Origin of the sequence: Roseomonas sp. KE2513, from assembly GCF_016107305.1 — a bacterium.
Lineage (GTDB): Bacteria > Pseudomonadota > Alphaproteobacteria > Acetobacterales > Acetobacteraceae > Roseomonas.
This window is the reverse complement of record NZ_RCVR01000002.1, coordinates 234,279-251,633: the sequence shown is the minus strand read 5'-3', so window position 1 is coordinate 251,633 and position 17,355 is coordinate 234,279. Positions and strand designations below refer to the sequence as shown.

General features: G+C 69.7%; 21 protein-coding genes. 8 read left to right on the top strand and 13 right to left on the bottom strand.

The features are described 5' to 3' along the window. The first annotated feature begins 74 nt into the window (after nt 1–74). Nucleotides 75–1,706 carry an ABC transporter substrate-binding protein gene (locus tag D9599_RS03395; RefSeq protein ID WP_198379908.1) on the top strand — a complete coding sequence of 544 codons (1,632 nt, stop codon included), beginning with the start codon at nt 75–77 and terminating at the stop codon, nt 1,704–1,706. A 60-nt stretch (nt 1,707–1,766) separates the two neighbouring features. Here D9599_RS03395 and D9599_RS03390 read toward each other — a convergent pair whose 3' ends face one another. The 4 genes from D9599_RS03390 to D9599_RS03375 all read right to left on the bottom strand — a co-directional run bounded on the left by D9599_RS03390 (nt 1,767) and on the right by D9599_RS03375 (nt 5,239). Next, complete coding sequence (locus tag D9599_RS03390; RefSeq protein ID WP_043836091.1) at nt 1,767–2,231, bottom strand: Lrp/AsnC family transcriptional regulator; 465 nt, start codon at nt 2,229–2,231, stop codon at nt 1,767–1,769. Between the two features lie 148 nt (nt 2,232–2,379). Then, on the bottom strand, nt 2,380–2,949 hold the full coding sequence (locus tag D9599_RS03385) for a DedA family protein (RefSeq protein ID WP_198379808.1): 570 nt from the start codon (nt 2,947–2,949) through the stop codon (nt 2,380–2,382). 151 nt (nt 2,950–3,100) lie between these two features. Then, nucleotides 3,101–4,231 carry a type III PLP-dependent enzyme gene (locus tag D9599_RS03380; protein WP_198379807.1) on the bottom strand — a complete coding sequence of 377 codons (1,131 nt, stop codon included), beginning with the start codon at nt 4,229–4,231 and terminating at the stop codon, nt 3,101–3,103. Between the two features lie 378 nt (nt 4,232–4,609). Next, nucleotides 4,610–5,239 (bottom strand): TetR/AcrR family transcriptional regulator, encoded by a 630-nt coding sequence (locus tag D9599_RS03375; RefSeq protein WP_198379806.1) that lies wholly within the window; start codon nt 5,237–5,239, stop codon nt 4,610–4,612. Between the two features lie 114 nt (nt 5,240–5,353). Here D9599_RS03375 and D9599_RS03370 point away from each other — a divergent pair, with 114 nt between their 5' ends. The 3 genes from D9599_RS03370 to D9599_RS03360 all read left to right on the top strand — a co-directional run bounded on the left by D9599_RS03370 (nt 5,354) and on the right by D9599_RS03360 (nt 8,637). Further along, complete coding sequence (locus D9599_RS03370) at nt 5,354–6,559, top strand: HlyD family secretion protein (RefSeq protein WP_198379805.1); 1,206 nt, start codon at nt 5,354–5,356, stop codon at nt 6,557–6,559. Nucleotides 6,560–6,579: 20 nt separating this feature from the next. Further along, on the top strand, nt 6,580–8,175 hold the full coding sequence (locus D9599_RS03365) for a DHA2 family efflux MFS transporter permease subunit (protein WP_198379804.1): 1,596 nt from the start codon (nt 6,580–6,582) through the stop codon (nt 8,173–8,175). A 69-nt stretch (nt 8,176–8,244) separates the two neighbouring features. Then, a complete protein-coding gene (locus D9599_RS03360) occupies nt 8,245–8,637 on the top strand; it encodes a hypothetical protein (protein ID WP_198379803.1) in 393 nt (130 codons plus the stop codon). Nucleotides 8,638–8,664: 27 nt separating this feature from the next. On the opposite strand, the gene D9599_RS03355 is transcribed toward D9599_RS03360, so the two are convergent. The 3 genes from D9599_RS03355 to D9599_RS03345 all read right to left on the bottom strand — a co-directional run bounded on the left by D9599_RS03355 (nt 8,665) and on the right by D9599_RS03345 (nt 10,055). After that, on the bottom strand, nt 8,665–9,456 hold the full coding sequence (locus D9599_RS03355; protein ID WP_232480075.1) for a thiazole synthase: 792 nt from the start codon (nt 9,454–9,456) through the stop codon (nt 8,665–8,667). Between the two features lie 4 nt (nt 9,457–9,460). Beyond that, nucleotides 9,461–9,673, bottom strand: coding sequence for a sulfur carrier protein ThiS (thiS, locus tag D9599_RS03350; protein ID WP_232480074.1), 213 nt, complete (start codon nt 9,671–9,673; stop codon nt 9,461–9,463). 88 nt (nt 9,674–9,761) lie between these two features. Next, the gene (locus D9599_RS03345; RefSeq protein ID WP_198379801.1) at nt 9,762–10,055 is read right to left on the bottom strand and encodes a hypothetical protein; all 294 of its coding nucleotides are present in this window, start codon (nt 10,053–10,055) and stop codon (nt 9,762–9,764) included. 147 nt (nt 10,056–10,202) lie between these two features. Between D9599_RS03345 and aroQ the strand changes: the two genes are divergently transcribed. From aroQ to aat, 4 genes are all read left to right on the top strand, one after another. Further along, on the top strand, nt 10,203–10,658 hold the full coding sequence (gene aroQ / locus D9599_RS03340) for a type II 3-dehydroquinate dehydratase (protein ID WP_043836102.1): 456 nt from the start codon (nt 10,203–10,205) through the stop codon (nt 10,656–10,658). Then, nucleotides 10,655–11,122, top strand: coding sequence for an acetyl-CoA carboxylase biotin carboxyl carrier protein (gene accB, locus D9599_RS03335; RefSeq protein ID WP_198379800.1), 468 nt, complete (start codon nt 10,655–10,657; stop codon nt 11,120–11,122). Before aroQ ends, accB begins: the two co-directional genes overlap by 4 nt. A gap of 7 nt (nt 11,123–11,129) precedes the next feature. Then, the gene (accC, locus tag D9599_RS03330) at nt 11,130–12,488 is read left to right on the top strand and encodes an acetyl-CoA carboxylase biotin carboxylase subunit (protein WP_198379799.1); all 1,359 of its coding nucleotides are present in this window, start codon (nt 11,130–11,132) and stop codon (nt 12,486–12,488) included. Nucleotides 12,489–12,584: 96 nt separating this feature from the next. Next, complete coding sequence (gene aat / locus D9599_RS03325) at nt 12,585–13,253, top strand: leucyl/phenylalanyl-tRNA--protein transferase (protein WP_198379798.1); 669 nt, start codon at nt 12,585–12,587, stop codon at nt 13,251–13,253. Here aat and D9599_RS03320 read toward each other — a convergent pair. The 6 genes from D9599_RS03320 to D9599_RS03295 form a co-directional block, all read right to left on the bottom strand. Beyond that, the gene (locus D9599_RS03320) at nt 13,139–14,668 is read right to left on the bottom strand and encodes a trehalose-6-phosphate synthase (protein ID WP_198379904.1); all 1,530 of its coding nucleotides are present in this window, start codon (nt 14,666–14,668) and stop codon (nt 13,139–13,141) included. The genes aat and D9599_RS03320 overlap by 115 nt on opposite strands. Nucleotides 14,669–14,887: 219 nt before the next feature. Continuing rightward, a complete protein-coding gene (gene otsB, locus D9599_RS03315) occupies nt 14,888–15,643 on the bottom strand; it encodes a trehalose-phosphatase (RefSeq protein WP_198379797.1) in 756 nt (251 codons plus the stop codon). Between the two features lie 35 nt (nt 15,644–15,678). Beyond that, on the bottom strand, nt 15,679–16,080 hold the full coding sequence (locus D9599_RS03310; protein WP_198379796.1) for a DUF2155 domain-containing protein: 402 nt from the start codon (nt 16,078–16,080) through the stop codon (nt 15,679–15,681). Then, on the bottom strand, nt 16,077–16,304 hold the full coding sequence (locus tag D9599_RS03305) for a hypothetical protein (protein WP_198379795.1): 228 nt from the start codon (nt 16,302–16,304) through the stop codon (nt 16,077–16,079). Before D9599_RS03305 ends, D9599_RS03310 begins: the two co-directional genes overlap by 4 nt. Then, complete coding sequence (gene mlaD, locus D9599_RS03300; protein ID WP_198379794.1) at nt 16,301–16,867, bottom strand: outer membrane lipid asymmetry maintenance protein MlaD; 567 nt, start codon at nt 16,865–16,867, stop codon at nt 16,301–16,303. The genes D9599_RS03305 and mlaD overlap by 4 nt, the downstream gene beginning before the upstream one ends. Before the next feature lie 118 nt (nt 16,868–16,985). Beyond that, complete coding sequence (locus tag D9599_RS03295) at nt 16,986–17,339, bottom strand: NADH:ubiquinone oxidoreductase subunit NDUFA12 (RefSeq protein WP_198379793.1); 354 nt, start codon at nt 17,337–17,339, stop codon at nt 16,986–16,988. Nucleotides 17,340–17,355 lie beyond the last annotated feature (16 nt).

Genomic DNA, 17,355 nt, shown 5'->3' with positions numbered 1-17,355 from the left:
AAGCCGCTTCTAGCAGTCTGCCCAGCGTGCCGCTAGTTTGCGTCACCGAGAGATTACAAAAGGGAGAGCTTCGCGTGACCCAACCCATAAACCGACGCCTCTTCGTGACGGTCCCGGCCGCCCTGGCCGCCATCACCGCCGGCCTCGCTCCCTCCCTGGCGCGTGCCCAGGCGGGCGCCAACGGGGCCGCTGCCAATGGCCGGCCGCTCACCATCGGCATCGGCGGCGCGGTCACCTCGCTCGATCCGCATTTCTACAACGCCTCCCCGAACAACAGCCTCTCGATGCACATCTTCGACCGGCTGGTGGAGCGTGACGCCCAAACCCGCCTCGTCCCCGGACTCGCCCTCTCCTGGACCCCGGTTTCGGAAAAGATTTGGGAGTTCAAGCTCCGTCCCGGCGTGAAGTGGCATGACGGCCGCGACTTCACCGCCGACGACGTTGCCTTCACCATCGAGCGCACGCCGAACGTCCCGAACTCCCCCGGTGGCTTCGGTGGCTTCGTCCGCTCCATCCAGCGCACCGAGATCGTGGACCCGCTGACGGTCCGCTTCCACACGGCCAGCCCTGCGCCCCTACTGCCGACGGAACTGGGCTCGGTCGCCGTCGTCTCCCGCCATGCCGGCGGGAACGCGAGCACGGAGGACTACAACTCCGGCAAGGCTGCCATCGGCACCGGCCCCTACAAGATCGCGTCCTACTCGCCGGGCGACCGCACCGAGCTCGTCCGCAACGACGACTGGTTCGGCCCGAAGCAGCCCTGGAGCCGTGTCTCCTACCGCTTCATCGGCAATGACAGCGCCCGCACCGCCGCCCTCCTTGCCGGGGACGTGGACCTGATCGACCAGGTGCCCACCAGCGACCTCGCCCGCCTCCGCCGCGAGAGCCGCGTTGCCCTCGCCGAGGTCCAGGGCGTGCGCGTCATCTACCTTACCCTCGACCGCTCCCGCGACGGCAAGCCGCCTTTCATCACGGACAATGCCGGCCAGCCCCTGGCCAAGAACCCGCTGAACGACCTGCGCGTGCGCCAGGCGCTCTCGGCGGCCATCAACCGCGAGGCCCTGTGCCGCCAGGTTATGGAAGGCACCGCCGCGCCGACCGGCCAGTGGCTGCCCCCTGGCTCCTACTCCTACAATCCCGAGGTGAAGCCGGATCCCTTCAACCCCGACCGCGCCAAGGCCCTCCTGGCCGAGGCCGGCTTCCCGCAGGGCTTCAAGCTCACCCTGCACGGTCCGAACGACCGCTACCCGAACGACGCCCGCACCATCCAGGCCATCGCCCAGATGTGGCAGCGCATCGGCGTGGGAACCCAGGTGGAGGCCATGCCCTGGGCCACCTTCTCCGTCCGGAACAGCCGGCAGGAATTCGACGTCCGCCTCGGGGGCTGGGGCAGCGTGACCGGGGAGGCCTCCTACACGCTCGTGAACCTCATCGGGACCTACGATCAGGCCAAGCGCTTCGGCTCGACGAACTATGGCCGCTACACGAACCCCGAGCTGGACGCCCTGACCGAACGCGCCACCTCTACCCTCGACGACAAGGAGCGGGAGCGCCTGTTGCAGCAGGGCGTGAAGATGTCGATGGACGACCTCGCCTTCATCCCGCTCTTCCAGCTCGTGAACATCTGGGCGCTCAAGCGTGGCCTCGCCTACGATGCCCGGGCCGACGAACGCACCCTCGCGATGAGCGTGACCCCCGGGGCCTGATCCGCGGCACAACCCGGGAGGCCGTGAGGCCTCCCGGAACCCCGGGGAAGGGGAGGGGGCCTACTCCTCGTCGGCCTCGGCCACCGGCAGGATCATCGTTTCCTTCGCCGAGGAGAGCGCGACGACCACATCCGTCCGCTCCACACCCGTCTGGCCCCGCACCTCGTCCGCCACGAAGCGCTCCAGCGCCTGGAGGTCGGGCAGTCGCAGCTTCAGCAGGTAATCCCAGGGTCCGCTGATCGCGTGGCACTCCAAAACCGCCGGCGCCCGGCGCATCGCCTTGCGGAAGGCCCCGTCATCCCGCCCGGGCCGCAGCCCGACGGTCACGAAGGCCAGGAGCGCGCAGCCCACGGCCGCCGGGTCCAGCGCGGCGTGCCAGCCGCGAATCGTCTCCCTCTCCTCAAGGCGCTTCACCCGCTCCGCGGTGGCGGAAACCGAGAGCCCGGCGACCTTGGAGAGTTCCGCCAGCCCCGCCGCACCGTCCTGCTGCACGGCGATGAGGATGTTCCGGTCGATCTCGTCCATACCGTGCAGCCTAAAGCCTGAACCGCACTTGGCAAATTACCTGCAACGACTCCACCGGATGACCGGCCCGGGCGCCGCTCCGCCACCCCCTCCATTCAGGGGGGGGCACCTCACAAGAGGATCGGACCGGCCGCGGAAAGCGGGGCACTCAGACCACCGGCACCGTCCCGGTCGAGCGGCGCTTACGGAAAAAACGCCGGAACAGGAACACCGCGAGGACGATGAGCGCGCCGCCAGCGATGAAGTGGAACAGCCGCTCCGGCCCGATGAGCGCGCCGAGATACCAGCCGGCGGCGACGAAGCTGCTGGCCCAGACCCCGGCCGCGATGAAGTTCAGCACGGCAAAGCGCAGCTGCCCCATGCCCGCCAGCCCGCAGGCGGCTGCGGCCACGTTGCGGATGCCATAGAGGAACCGAAAGCTGAGGACGAAGAGCGTGCCGTACTGCAGCAGCATGGTGGTCGCGCTGGCCATCTTCGCCTCGGCCTTTGGATACCGCTTCACCAGGCCAGGCCCGTAGCGCCGGCCGAGCAGGAACCAAGTCTGATCCCCAAGGAAGGATCCAATCCAGACGGAACCGAGCAGCAGGAAAGGATCGACCGCCCCAGTCATGGCCCCGATAGCAGCGGCGGCGAGCACGAAGGTCTCACCTTCGAAGAACGCCCAGAGACCTGCCAGCAGATACGCTGCGGCGCCATATTCAGCCCAGAACTCTGCCACGCAAGCCCCCGGTCTTTCGGTACATTATTACCGACACGTCATCCTTAAGGAAGCAGATTCCGTGGCGCGTTGCACCATTCGAGAAAGTCCGTTGCGTAGAACCAAAAACGAGATGGGGCGCCACGAGGCGCCCCACTTGTTCACCCTATAGTCAGATGTAGTGCTCGGCCAGGGGGAGGAACCCGTTAAACTTCTGGCTCGCATAGGTCGTCACATAGGCCCCGGCCGAGAGGATCTCAATCCGATCGCCAGCCTCCAGCGAGGCGGGAAGCCGGTAGTTCGACTTCTCGTAGAGGGTGTCAGTGCTGTCGCAGGTCGGCCCCGCGATCGTCACCGGACCCTCCTCGCCCCCGTCATGCGGCGTGCGGAAGGCGTACTTGATCGCCTCGCCCTCGGTCTCCGCCAGCCCGCCGAAGCGCCCGATGTCGAGATAGACCCAGCGCACCGGATCGTCCTTCGACTTGCGGGACACCAGCACGACCTCGGCCGAGACCACCGCCGCGTCCGCCGCGATGAAGCGCCCGGGCTCCACCACGATGTCCGGCAGAGCATTGCCGAAGTGCTCCGCCATCGCACCCATGATCGCGGCGCCGAAGTCGTCGATCTCCGGCACCTCGGAGCGGTAGCGGACGGGATAGCCGCCGCCGAGGTTCACCATGCGAACCTTCACCCCGGCCTCGCGGAGGTCGGTGAAGAGCATGGCCACCTTGGCGATCGCCGCTGCATAGGCCGCCGTGTGGGTCTGCTGGCTGCCGACATGGAAGGAGAGGCCGAAGGGATCGAGCCCGAGCTCCCCCGCGCGGATCATCAGCTCCCGCGCCATCTCGACCTCGCAGCCGAACTTGCGCGACAGCGGCCACTCCGCGCCGTCGTTGCCGACGAGGATGCGGCAATAGACGCGCGAGCCCGGCGCGGAGCGCGCCAGCTTCTCCAACTCGCCCTCGGAGTCGAAGGCGAACATCCGCACCCCACGCGCATAGGCGGCCCGGATCGCGCTCTCCTTCTTCACGGTGTTCCCATAGGAAACCGCTTCAGGCGCCGCGCCGGCCTCGAGCGCCGCCGAGACCTCCTCGTAGGAGGCCGCGTCGAAGCAGGAGCCGAGCCCCGCCAGCCGCTCTAAGATCGGGGCGGCCGGGTTAGCCTTCACGGCATAGTAGATGCGGGCAAGCGGCAGGGCCGCCTGAAGCCGGCGATAGTTCGTTTCCACGCGATCCACGTCGAGCACAAGGCACGGCGTGGCCGGCTGAACATCGGCCAGAAATTGTGCGATCTTAGGTGTCATCGCACCACCCTCCCCATAGCGAGGCGGCAGGCGTTCGCCATCGGCGATACGGCCATGCTCAGGTTGACGAACGGTCGAACGAACCAGCGACCAAGTGAGAGCCCTGGCGCTTCCTTCCACCCTCTTTGTCGTGAGGGCGGAGATTGGTCGGCAGGGGGTTGCCAGAACGCTTGACGTCGTTGCGTAACCTTGCGGGCCAGAGGCACGTGCGTGCGGCGTCTGGGGGGCAGATAGCCCCGCGGTCCCAGGGGTGCAAGGGACTTCAGAGCCCAGACACCGATTTTTTCCGAAGGGGTGGCCGAAGGGCCGGAAAGCTCCCGGAGAAGCGCCGGATGGCCCGGCTCTTCCGGGGGCCAAACCTCGCGGCGGCAGGCCGCTTTACGGCGCGCTGACCCCATAGGCCCGGAGGAAGACCGCCACTGCCTGATCCACCACGGCATTCACCGCCGCGTCGTCCGGCGTCGGCCCCCCAAGCATCGTGCGGAGGTAGAGTTCGCCCCGCAGCAGGCCCATCAGGTGATCCGCCGCGACGCCCGGATCGGCATCAGCCCGCAACCGGCCCAGGCGCTGCTCCTCGGCCAAGCGCCGCATGAGCCAGGCCCGCCCGACCGCCGGCCCCGCCGCGTAGAAGGCCGCTGCCAGATCCGGGAAGCGGGCGCATTCGGCAATGACGATTCGATGGATCGCGATGCTCTTCGGCTCCAGAAGAAAGCGCATCCAGAGCCGGCCGGTCTCCCGCAGCGCCCGGTCGGTGGAGGCCGCCGCCGAGACCAGCGTCTCCGCCTCCGCCGCGATCGCCGCGCAGCGCTCCCCCACGATAGCCCCGAACAGCGCCTCCTTCCCGGCGAAATGCGCATAGAGCGTCGCCTTCGAAACACCTGCCTCCTTCGCCACCGAATCCATCGAAACCGTCGCGTAGCCGGCCGCCATGAACAGCTGGGCTGCCGCCTTCAGGATGGCGGCGCGCTTGGGAGAAACATCGGAAGAGGAGGTGGCGGCGGCTGACAAGGAACCCTCCGGCTGGTGGCCTGCCCATATGTGATACTGGACGGTTCAGTTTTCCATGGACAAATGGCCTAGAGATCGCCATCTAAGCAACTGAACTGAACGGTTCAGTTGAAGATGAACGCCCGGACAACGACCCTCCCCGACTCTGAGACGCGCACCACTGTCACCGAGGCAAAGACGGCCGGGGAGACTCGGCCCGCCACGCTCGCCCCCGCGGCGACAGCCCACGGCGCGCCGCGTCCGCGCCGCTCCCGTCGCCTCCTGTCCGTTTTCGCCCTGCTGGTCATCGCCGGCAGCGCGCTCGGCGGCGCCTGGTTCTGGCAGGTCGGTCGCTTCCTGCAGTCCACAGACAACGCCTATGTCGGCGGCGACATCGCCGTGCTCTCCTCGCGGATCGAGGGCGACGTCACCCGCATCCTGATCGGCGACAACCAGCCGGTTGAGGCCGGCCAACCTCTGATCGAGCTCGACCGCCGCGACTGGCAGGCCAAGCGCGACCAGGCTGCGGCCGCCCTGGCTGAGGCCGAGGCAAATATCGCTACCTTCGCCGCCCAGCGCGCCCAGGCCGTCGCTCAGGTCGCCGCCGCCGAGTCCCAGGTCGCCCAGGCCGAAGCCGACCGCGTCTTCGCTGTCACCGATGCGGGCCGCGCCGGCAGCCTCGCCTCCAGCGGCTTCGGCACGCGCGAGGCCGTGGACCGCACCACCGCCGCCCGCCACAAGGCCGAGGCGACCGTTGCCGTCGCCCAGGCCGGCCTCGAATCCGCCCGCGGCGCCATTCCGGTGCTCGACGCCCAGGCTAAGTCGGCTCTCGCCCGCCGTGACTCCGCCCGCGCTATGCTCGCCCTGGCCGAGGCGAACCTCGACTACACGGTCATCCGCGCCCCCTTCTCGGGCGTGGCGGGCAACCGCGCCGCCCAGCTCGGTCAGCATGTCCGCGCCGGGCAGAACCTGATCGCCGTCGCGCCCCCCGCCGGCCAGCTTTACGTCACCGCCAACTTCAAGGAGACGCAGCTCCGCCGCATCCGCGAGGGCCAGCCGGTCGAGCTGACGGTCGATGCCGGCGGCAGGCTGCACGGCACCGTGCAGAGCCTCGCCCCGGCCACCGGCGCCCAGTTCTCCCTCCTGCCGCCGGAGAACGCGACCGGCAACTTCACCAAGATCGTCCAGCGGGTGCCGGTCCGCATCGCCGTCGATGCCGGCCAGCCCGTCGATCACCTCCGCCCGGGCCTCTCGGTCGAGGCCGAGGTGGACACCCGGGACGACCCGCATGCGCCCCGCAGCGTATTCGGCGTTGCCGCCGCGGCGATTCACGGCCGCTGAGGGGAAGGCCAGGAACGGTCATGTCCGCCACCACGGCCAATCCCGCCGCCGCCCCCGCCGCCCTCCCGGCGGCGGGGGCGGCGGTGTCGAAGCGGCACTTCATCGGCTTCATGGTGATGGTGCTGGGCATGTTCATGGCGATCCTGGACATCCAGATCGTCTCGGCCAGCATCAGCGACATCCAGGCCGGCCTCGCCGCCTCCCCGGACGAGGCCTCCTGGGTGCAGACCTCCTACCTGATCGCGGAGATCGTCATGATCCCGCTCTCAGGCTTCCTCTCGCGCCTGCTCTCCACCCGCGTGCTCTTCACCATCTCGGCCGCGGGCTTCACCCTTTTCTCCCTCGCCTGCGCCACGGCCACCTCCCTTCCGGTGATGATCGTCGCCCGCGCCATGCAGGGCTTCCTCGGCGGCGCGATGATCCCCACGGTCTTCGCCACGGCCTTCCTGCTCTTCCAGGGCCCCCGACGGTCCTCCGTCAGCGTCCTCATCGGCCTCACCGCCACCCTCGCCCCCACCATCGGCCCGACCCTCGGCGGCCTGCTGACCGAGACCTTCTCCTGGCACTGGCTCTTTCTCATCAACGTCCCTGTCGGCGTCCTCATCGCGGTGGTGGTCTGGAGCACGATGGACATCGACCGGGGCGACCCCCGGCTGCTCGGCCGGTTCGACTGGATCGGCCTCGCCGCCATGGCCGTCTTCCTCGGCAGCATGGAATACGTGATGGAGGAGGGGCCTCGCTGGGACTGGCTGGACGACCCCACCATCGCCGCCTTTGCCGCCGCCGGCGCGGTCGCGGGCGTCGTCTTCTTCTGGCGCGCTTTCACTCGGCGCGACCCGATCGTGGAGCTGCGCGCCTACGGCAACGCGAATTTCGCCTTCGGCAGCGCCTTCGCCTTCATCGTCGGCATCGGCCTTTATGGCGCGGTCTACCTCATTCCGCTCTTCCTCGGGCGCATCCGCGGCTACAACTCGCTCCAGATCGGCGAGACGATGTTCATCACAGGCCTCGCCATGTTCCTGGCCGCCCCCGTCGTCGGCCGGCTCTCGCGCGTGCTGGACCTGCGCCTGCTGCTCGCCTTCGGCATGGCCACCACCGCCGTCGCCATGTGGATGACCTCCGAGCTCACCGCGCAATCCGCCTTCGGCGAGCTATGGCTGCCCCTCTCGCTGCGCGGCATCGGCACGATGTTCGCCATGGTGCCGGTCAACCAGCTTGCGCTCGGCACGCTGCCGCCAACGATGATCAAGAACGCTTCTGGCCTCTACAACCTCATGCGCAACCTCGGCGGCGCGGTGGGGCTCGCTCTGATCAACACCCTCGTCATCGACCGCTCGGCCGCTCACCGCCTTCACCTCTCCGAAGCCACCAACTGGGCCCGCCCCGGCGCCATCCAGTCCATCGATGCCATCTCCGGCGCCCTCGCCAACCGCCTCGGCGACGCCGCCGACCACGCGGCGCTCGCCCGCGTCTCCGGCATGATCACCCAGCAGGCGCTGATCCTTGCCTATAACGACGTGCTGGTGGCGATCGCCTGCCTCTTCGCGCTGGCGGTCCCCCTCGTCCTCTTCGTGAAGGCGCCCAGGTCCGGGGGAGGGGGCGGCGCTGCCCACTAAGGGTCCGCCTCAGCCCTTTCGCCTCGGGCAGCGTTCTACCCGCGCAAACCCCTCGCGGAGACGAACGCCATGCAGGTCCTCAGGCTTTCACGCTTTCTCGGCTGGTTCAGCATCGGCCTGGGCGTGTTCCAGATCCTCGGCGGCCGGAGCCTCGCCCGCACCATCGGCATGCGCCGCCATACAGGGCTGATCCGCGCCTTCGGCGTGCGGGAACTGGCGAACGGCGCAGCCATCCTCGCCAACCCTGCCTCCGCCCCGTTTCTGGTCGCCCGCGTGGCCGGCGACGCGCTGGACCTTGCCGTCCTCACCAGCACGCCGGTCTATGGCCCGCGGGAGCGTGCCAACGCCAAATGGGCCATCGCCGCAGTGGCGGGCATCACGCTGCTGGACATCCTCTGCGCCGCGCGGCTGAGCACCGAGGACGACGACGAACTTCCCGGCCTGCCCGTATACTGGGACTGAGCGGACCGGCAGAGGAGGGAGCGGACCCTACCGGATCAGCCCTGCCATGGGGCTGGAAGCATCCGCCGCGTAGTTCCGCGGCATCCGGCCAGCAAGGAAGGCGTGCCGCCCCGCCTCCACGCCCGCCCGCATGGCCCGCGCCATCCGCACCGGGTCCTTCGCGTGGGCGATGGCGGAGTTCAGCAGCACCGCGTGGCAGCCCAACTCCATGGCCTGCGCCGCCTCGCTGGCGGTGCCTATCCCGGCATCGACCAGCACCGGCACCCGCGCGTTCTCGATGATCGAGCGCAGCATGAAGGGGTTGGACAGGCCAAGACCCGAGCCGATCGGCGCGCCCAGCGGCATCACGGCCACGCAGCCCATCTCCTCCAGACGCTTGGCGGCCAGCGGGTCGTCGGCGCAGTAGACCATCACCTGGAACCCGTCCTTGATGAGGGCCTCTGCCGCCTCGAAGGTCGCAGGCATGTCGGGGTAAAGAAAGGGCGGAGGTCCCAGAACCTCCAGCTTCACCAGGTTCCACCCCCCGGCCTCGCGAGCCAGGCGCAGGGTTCGCACGGCCTCCTTCGCCGTGTGGCAGCCGGCCGTGTTGGGCAGGTAGGTGTAGCGGTCCGGCGGCACGAAATCCTGCAGCATGGGGGCGCCGGGGTCGGAGAGGTTCACCCGCCGCACCGCGACCGTCACCATCTCCGCGCCCGAGGCCTCGATCGCCGCGGCCGTCTCCTCGAGCGACTTGTAGCGCCCCGTCCCGACCACGAGGCGGGAGCGGAAGCGGCGCCCTGCCACCTCCCAGGCGTCCTCTGCGGCTGTCATCCCGTCCATGGCCTCAGCCCCCCCCGATAAAATGCACGATCTCCAGGGCATCCCCCGGCTCCAGCCGCGTCGTCGCGTAGGCGGAGCGGGGAACGATCTCCTCGTTCCGCTCCACCGCCACCTTGCGCGTGTCGAGTCCCGCGCCGGCAAGGAAGTCGGACAAGGGAAGGGAGGCCGGCAGATCGCGGGCCTCTCCATTAACGGTGATGCGGATAGGTCCGTGCATGGCCCGGCGCATGTGGCACGCGCCGGGGCTGGGTTGAAGGGGCATCTCCCCGACGGAGCGGGAGATCCCTCCGGGCCAAGTGCGCCGCTCAGTCCTCGTGCTTGCGGTGCCCGCGGCCGGTCTGGGTCTTCTCCGCGCCCGCCGCGGCCGCCTGTTCCTGCTCGCGCTTGCCGACCGTCGCATGGCTCGTGCCGCCCGTCCCCGCGTTTGCGTCCTCGGCGGTGGAGGCAGCGCCTTTCATGGAGCCGTGGTCCCCCTTCGGGGCCTCTGCCTCGCCGCCCTCGGGCACGTTGGCATCGGGATCCTGATGCTGGCCCTTCACGGTGCCCCGGCCGGTGACGTGGTCGTCACCGGTGCCGTGGTCGGTTTTCTTCTTCGTCATGGCTGGCCTCCTCGCCGGTTTGGGTCTTGAACCCGGCAGCCCAGGGACGGGTTGCGGGGGGGAGATGGGTTTGCCTGCCGGCCTCGGCCCATGCTAGCCCGCCCGGCCAGCACCCCGGGCCCATCCGGGCGGACCGGAACAGAGCCCTTGGAACCCCCGCTGATCGCCGTCCTCAACGGCCCGAACCTCAATCTCCTCGGCACGCGGGAGCCCGAGAAATACGGCTCCGCGACCCTCGACGACGTGGAAGCCCTCTGTGCCGAGGCCGCCGAGGAACTGGGCCTGGCGATCGACTTCCGCCAGACCAACCTCGAGGGCGAGCTGATCTCCTGGGTGCAGGAATGCCGCGGCCGCGCGGCCGGCATCATCATCAACCCCGCCGGTTACTCGCATACCTCCATCGCGCTGATGGACGCCCTGCTGGCGGTGGACCTGCCGGTGGTCGAGGTGCATATCACCAACATCCATCGGCGGGAGGCCTTCCGGCATCTCTCCTACGTCTCCCGCGCCGCGGTGGGCGTGATCTGCGGCCTGGGGGTAGGGGGCTACGCCCTCGGCCTCCGCGCGATCGCCGGAATCATCGGACAGGACGAGACGGCATGAGCGGCCTTTCCTTCGACCCGGACGCGATCCGCGCCCTGGCCAAAATCCTTCGCGAGACCGACCTTAGCGAAATCGAGCTCGTCCAGAACGAGAGCCGCATCCGCGTCGCCCGCAGCGTCCCGGCCCAACAGGTGGTGCAGACCGTGGCCGCCGCGCCGCAGCCCATCGCCGCGCCCGTAACCGAGGCCCCCGCCAGCACCCCGGCCAGCGAGGATGTCACGGCCGCGACGCCCGGCGCCGTCACCTCCCCCATGGTCGGCGTTGCCTACCTCTCGCCCGAGCCCGGCGCCGCACCCTTCGTCGCGCTCGGCGCCCGCGTCTCCCAGGGCCAGACGGTGCTGCTGATCGAGGCTATGAAGACCTTCAACCAGATCAAGGCCCCCAAGTCCGGCACCGTCACCCGCATCCTCATCGAGAGCGGCACGCCCGTGGAGTTCGGCGAGCCCCTCCTGGTCATCGAGTAGCCGCCGCGTGCCCGCCTTCAACAAGATCCTGATCGCCAACCGCGGGGAGATCGCGCTCCGCATCCACCGCGCCTGCCAGGAGATGGGCATCCGCACAGTCGCCGTGCACTCCACCGCCGACGACACGGCGATGCATGTGCGTCTGGCCGACGAGAGCGTCTGCATCGGCCCGCCCTCGGCGCGCGACAGCTATCTCAACGCGGCCGCCATCCTCTCGGCCGCCACGATCACCGGCGCCGAGGCCATCCATCCCGGCTACGGCTTCCTTTCCGAGAACGCGCGCTTCGCGGAAATGGTGGAGGCGCACGGCATGGCCTTCATCGGCCCGACCGCCGAGCACATCCGCATCATGGGCGACAAGATCGCCGCCAAGGACGCCATGCGCCGCCTCGGCGTGCCTCTCGTCCCCGGCTCGCCCGGCGCTCTCGCCTCGGTGGACGAGGCGCGCGAGATCGCGGACGCGATCAAGTACCCTATCCTCATCAAGGCGGCCGCCGGCGGCGGTGGCCGGGGCATGAAGGTGGCCCACAACGAGGACGAGCTGGAGGAGGCGTGGCGCGTCGCCCGCACCGAGGCCAAGGCCGCCTTCGGCGACGACGCCGTTTACATGGAGAAGTATCTCGACCGGCCCCGCCACATCGAGATGCAGATCCTGGCCGATACCCACGGCAACGTTGTCCACTTTGGGGAGCGCGACTGCTCCCTCCAGCGGCGCCACCAGAAGCTGGTCGAGGAAGCCGGCAGCCCCGCCATCACGGCCGCCGTGCGCGACGCCCTCGGCGAGACCGTGACAAAGGCGCTGAAGCAACTCGGCTACCGCGGCGCTGGCACGCTCGAATTCCTGTACCAGGACGAGCAGTTCGCCTTCATCGAGATGAACACCCGCCTGCAGGTCGAGCACCCCGTTACCGAGATGGTCTGCGGCGTGGACCTCGTGCGAGAGCAGATCCGCGTCGCGGCCGGCGAGCCGCTCGGCTACGAGCAATCGGACATCCGCTTCAACGGCCACGCCATCGAGTGCCGCGTGACGGCGGAGAATCCGATCAGCTTCGCGCCCTCCCCGGGGCGGGTGAACGCCTACCACGCGCCCGGCGGCCTCGGCGTGCGGATCGATAGCGCCCTCTACGCCGGCTACGCGGTGCCGCCGCATTACGACAGCCTCGTCGCGAAGCTCATCGTGCACGGCTCCACCCGCGCCGAGGCCATCGCCCGCTGCCGCCGCGCGCTGACCGAGATGGTGGTGGACGGCATCCACACCACGATCCCACTTCACCAGCTGATCATGGAGGACCCCGAGTTCGCCTCGGGCGACTACACGATCCACTGGCTCGAGCGCTTCGTCGCCCGCCACACGCCGGCGGCGTAAGGGGGCGCGGCGCTTGGCGCCGCACCCGCCCTCGGCCTATCCTGCCCCGATGCGGCACCGGGTGGACCATCCCCTTCGCGCTTGCAGGCCCCGCGGATGAGCCGCCGCGCCCTGCCGGTCACGCCGGATCTCGTTCTCCGCGCCTACCGCGCCGGTCTCTTCCCAATGGCCGAGGGCCGCCACTCAGGCCGCCTCTACTGGCTGGACCCGAAGATGCGCGGGATCCTGCCGCTGGACCGCTTCCACCTGCCCCGCAGCCTGCGCAAGACGGTGCTATCGGACGCCTTTGAGGTGACCGCGGACGCCGACTTCCCCGCCGTCCTCGCCGGCTGCGCCGCCCCCGCGCCGGGGCGCGAGGACAGTTGGATCAACCCGGAGATCGAGGACCTTTTCAACGCTCTCGCCCGCATGGGCAACGCCCACTCGATCGAGGTGCGGAGCGGCGGTGCCCTCGTCGGCGGGCTCTACGGCATCCGCATCGGCGCCGCCTTCTTCGGGGAGAGCATGTTCTCCCGCGTGGCGGACGCCTCGAAGGTGGCCCTCGTCCATCTCGTCGTGCGCCTGAGGCGAGGAGGCTTCACCCTCCTCGACACGCAGTTCCTGAACGATCACCTCGCCCGCTTCGGAGCAGAGGAAATCCCCCAGGCCGACTACCGCGCCCTGCTCGCCCTCGCGGTGGACAGGTCGGCCACCTGGATGCCCAGCATCTCTTCCGAGATGTTGGCCGAGGAAGTCGAGGCGTTGCGCGCCATCAGCCGCGCCTGAAACACTGCGAGCGCCGCAGCGCGCGAGGGCGCTTCCGCCGGCTCGTGCCCTTCCAGCACATCAAGGAAGGTCTTTGCCCAGCCGCCGACCGTGTTCTCGCGAAGGCGGCGCAGCATCGCGCCATGACGGTCCTGCCGCTCGCCCAACGGCATCTCCAGAGCGGCCTTCATCGCCTCCGCCATCCCCACCGCGTCCAGCGGGTTCACGGTCAGCGCTTCCGGCATCTCCTCCGACGCACCGGCGAAGCGCGACAGCACCAGCACACCCGGGTTCCGTGGGTCCTGTGCCGCCACGTACTCCTTCGCGACGAGATTCATCCCGTCGCGCAGCGGCGTCACCAGGCCGACCTGAGCCGCGCGGTAGTAACCGGCCAGCGTGTCACGCGGCACGGCGCGCCCGACATAGCGAACCGGTGTCCAGTCCGCATCCGCGTGCTCTCCGTTGATGCAGCCCGCCAGGTGCTCGATCTCGCGCTTGAGGTCCTTGTAGCTCTCGACGTCCTCGCGAGAGCGCGCCGCCACCTGCAGGTAGGTCACCTTGCTGCGGTATTCCGGGAAGCGGTTCAGCAGCGCACCGAAGGCCTTGAGCCGTTCCGGCAGCCCCTTCGTGTAGTCCAGCCGTTCGGCGCCGATGATCAGCGCCCGCCCGGCAAGGCTCGCAACCAGCCGCTGGGCTTCCGGTCCGCCGGCACTCCGGTCCGCCACCTCTGCGAACTCATCTGTCGCGATGCCGATCGGAAACGCGCGCAACCGGATGCGCCGGCTACGGAAGCGCACCTCGCCACCGGCCCGCATCTTCATGCCGGTGCCCTGCGCCATGCAGTCCGCGAGGCCTGCGAGGTCACGATGCGTCTGCACGCCCACAAGGTCATAGGCCAGCAGGTCGCGGATCAGGTCCTCCGCACCGGGCATCGCGGAGAAGACCGCCCAGGGTGGGAAGGGGATGTGGTGGAAATAGCCGATGCGATGGCGCGACCCTAGCGCGCGCAATTCCGCACCCAGCGGGATCATCTGGTAGTCGTGCACCCAGATCGTGTCGTCCGGGCGCAGCATGCCCATCAGCTTCTGGGCATAGCGCCGGTTGACCGCACGATAGCAATCCGCCTGGTCGCGATCGTAGTCCAGCAGGCCCAGGCGGAAGTGGAACATCGGCCAGAGCGCCGAGTTCGCGTAGCCGGCATAGAACCCGTCATAGGCATCCTGCGACAGGTCGATCACGGCGTAGTCCACGCCCGCTCGCCGCGCGTGTCGCACCACGTCCGGCGGATCAGCCGAAACATTGCCGCTCCACCCGAACCAGAGCCCCCCGCGGTTGCTGAAGGCATCCTTCAGCGCCACCGCAAGCCCGCCAGCCGCCGCGGCCTCGCCGCGCCGCGGCACCGCCACGCGGTTGGAGACGATCACGAGCCGCCCCATCATTCCTTCTCCTGCAAGTTTCGGGGCGACCGGCGCCGGAACCTCCCGCATGAAGGCAGCGGGCTCCCCCATTCCGGACCGGTCCTGCCAAGCGGCGCGCAAGGCCCTCCGTAGCCTAGGGGTCGCGCCACCATGGTCAAACCCCTCCTTATTGTTGCCCTATTCCCTCTAGGAACCGCGCGGCGGTGATGCGGTTTCTGACAGGGAAATGGGCGTGACTCAGCCGGGGTGCCTGTCACCTTCCAGCGAGGAAGCAACCCGGCGCAGCCAGGCGCGCACCAGCGCCGGCCGCCCGGCGAAGTCGTCGGGCACGCGAAGCCCGTAGCCGCCGTACTCGGCACAGGCAGCCATGCCGTCCTCATCCGTCACGTCGTCGCCGATGAAGATCGGCCGGCGCCCGAGGAACGGCGCCACGGCCATCAGCCGCCGCACCGCGCCGCCCTTGTCGGCCTGCACGGGACGAAGTTCCGCCGCGGCATGCGCGGGCACGACGTGGAAGCCCCTGGCTTCCCCGCGCAGCAGGCCGGCGAGCATTGCCAGCGCCTCGGGCGCCGCCTCGGGCCGTTGCCGGAAGTGAATGACGAAGCCGTGGGTCTTGTGCTCGGCCAGCGTACCCGGCCGCGCGGCGGCGAACTCGTCGGCGGCGCGGCGCCACTCGGGCGGCGGCACCGGCAGCGGCACGGCGCCAGGCAGGGGCGGATCCAGCACCGCCCCGTGCTCCGCGCCGATCGGCAGGCTCGGCACGCCGGCATAACCGCGCGCGACGGCCAGCCCGCGCCCGGTCACGACCGCGACCGCGCCGCCCAGCGCCGCCTGCAGGCGCATCAGCAGGTCCGGCAGTTCCGGCGGCACGATCACCGCGTCGGGCCGCGCCGCGATCTCGAGCAGCGTGCCGTCCATGTCGAGGAAGAGCGCCGCGTCGGCGCCCGGCAGCACCGGTCCCGCAAGGGTTCCGGGATCAGGGCTGTCGGTCATCGCACCTCCGCATTCCGCAAACCCTCAGGCGAGGGTCACCGGCACTCCAGGATCCGGAGATCGTAAACCGGATGCTCCAACATATGAGCGGCCGGCGCATTGGCCAGCATCCAGCCGCGAAAGGCGAGCGGCGCCGTCGGCGGCAGGAGCGAATCCCGCACCTCGATATAGGCGGCCGCGTCCGGCACCTCGTCGGGCGGGCGGGCGTTGCAGGCACGGACCGTGATGTTGAGCGAGCCGAAGTCGACAGGCCGCCCCACCTGCGCGTCGAGTACCGTGATCCGCGCCGTCACCTTATCGAGCGCCTGAAGCTGCGCGGTGCGCTTGGACACCCAGGCCGCCTCGGCCGGCGGCCCCTGGTCGGATCCCTGGCCTGGGGCCTGCGCAGCCGCGAGGCCTGGTGCCAGCAGGGCCAGCAAGGCGAGCACATGCTTCATGAGGGGCGCTTCGGGCTCGGCAGGGCCGCGACAAGCTCGGTGAGCACCCGCCGCATGGCGGCCTCGTCCACCCCCATCAGCACCGCATCCTCGAAGGCATCGCGCAGCACCTGCGCCGCCTCGACATGGTTTTCGGCCAATACCTTCAGCTTTTCCCGGCAGGAGAGGGGTTGCCCGTCTACGCCCGGCCAGAGGGCAGGGGGCGCGAGCGGGTCGGCGCTCACCGCCCGCTCCTGCCCGCCGGCGGCCGGTTGGCCGGCGCGGCATTGGCGGGCGGGGCGCTGGGCGGCGCCGCACCACCCTGGCCCCCGCCGTTGCGCTGCGCCTGGTTCCCGGCCAGCTCTGTCACCGAGAAGATGAAGCGCCCGAGCAGGCTCTCCAGGCTGACCGCGGACTGGGTGATCTTCACCTCGCCGCCGCTCGCCAGGTTACGATCGCTGCCGCCCGGCACCAGGGCCACGTACTTGCCGCCCAGCAGCCCCTCGGAGGTGATCTCGGCCGAGCTGTCGTCCGGCAGGCGCAGGCCGGAGTCGACGTTCAGCGTCAGCACCGCGAGGAAGGTCTGCGGATCGATCCGCTGTCCGGTCACGCTGCCGACCTTCACGCCCGCGATGCGCACGTCGGCGCCCTGGGCCAGCCCGTCAATCCGGTCGAACCGCGCTGTCAGCACCAGCCCGCCGCCCGCGGAGGAGCGGCCGGAATTCGTCACGGCATAGGCGAGGAAGAGCACCGCCGCGAGCAGCACCACCGCGCCGGCCGCGATCTCCGCGAGCCCGTGGCGCTTCACGCCCTGCGTCCCGTGGGCACGGGTGGTGTCGCGCGGTGGGCTTCGGTCAGGCGGGGCCGCGCGGGAAGGGGCATGGCGCGGCGGCGCGTGAAGTCTGGGTGCCTGGAGCATGCTTGCGTCAAGAACCCGGCGTCCACGCCTCGTAATCCCCCGCGGTCGGGGCACGCTTGCCACCGGCATAGTCACTTCCGGAAGGATGGTAGGCCTGTGGCGTGCCGGTCATGTTCGGCTGGTGCGGCTTCATCCAGGGAAGGCGCTTGGTGTCGAGCGGCGCGTCCGTGGTGTGGTGCAGCCAGGCATGCCACTCGGGCGGCACGACGGAAGCCTCCGCCGCGCCCGCATAGACCACCCACCGGCGCTTGCGCCCGTAGTTCAGGAAGGTGCGGCTGCTCTCGAAGTAGATGTTGCCGGCTGCGTCGGTGCCGACTCTGCGACCGGAAAGGCCGGCGAGCCAGCGCTGCATGGCGGACATGGAGGGGCTCCTGCCG

Bases quoted from the DNA above. Each gene is read 5' to 3' on its own strand.
- otsB (WP_198379797.1), bottom strand. From the start codon at position 15,643: ATGACCGACAGCCCTGATCCCGGAACCCTTGCGGGACCGGTGCTGCCG.
- accB (WP_198379800.1), top strand. From the start codon at position 10,655: ATGAGCGGCCTTTCCTTCGACCCGGACGCGATCCGCGCCCTGGCCAAA.
- D9599_RS03310 (WP_198379796.1), bottom strand. From the start codon at position 16,080: ATGAAGCATGTGCTCGCCTTGCTGGCCCTGCTGGCACCAGGCCTCGCG.
- D9599_RS03345 (WP_198379801.1), bottom strand. From the start codon at position 10,055: ATGACGAAGAAGAAAACCGACCACGGCACCGGTGACGACCACGTCACC.
- D9599_RS03365 (WP_198379804.1), top strand. From the start codon at position 6,580: ATGTCCGCCACCACGGCCAATCCCGCCGCCGCCCCCGCCGCCCTCCCG.
- D9599_RS03355 (WP_232480075.1), bottom strand. From the start codon at position 9,456: ATGGACGGGATGACAGCCGCAGAGGACGCCTGGGAGGTGGCAGGGCGC.
- D9599_RS03295 (WP_198379793.1), bottom strand. From the start codon at position 17,339: ATGTCCGCCATGCAGCGCTGGCTCGCCGGCCTTTCCGGTCGCAGAGTC.
- D9599_RS03390 (WP_043836091.1), bottom strand. From the start codon at position 2,231: ATGGACGAGATCGACCGGAACATCCTCATCGCCGTGCAGCAGGACGGT.
- thiS (WP_232480074.1), bottom strand. From the start codon at position 9,673: ATGCACGGACCTATCCGCATCACCGTTAATGGAGAGGCCCGCGATCTG.
- D9599_RS03380 (WP_198379807.1), bottom strand. From the start codon at position 4,231: ATGACACCTAAGATCGCACAATTTCTGGCCGATGTTCAGCCGGCCACG.
- D9599_RS03320 (WP_198379904.1), bottom strand. From the start codon at position 14,668: ATGGGGCGGCTCGTGATCGTCTCCAACCGCGTGGCGGTGCCGCGGCGC.
- aat (WP_198379798.1), top strand. From the start codon at position 12,585: ATGAGCCGCCGCGCCCTGCCGGTCACGCCGGATCTCGTTCTCCGCGCC.
- D9599_RS03360 (WP_198379803.1), top strand. From the start codon at position 8,245: ATGCAGGTCCTCAGGCTTTCACGCTTTCTCGGCTGGTTCAGCATCGGC.
- D9599_RS03370 (WP_198379805.1), top strand. From the start codon at position 5,354: ATGAACGCCCGGACAACGACCCTCCCCGACTCTGAGACGCGCACCACT.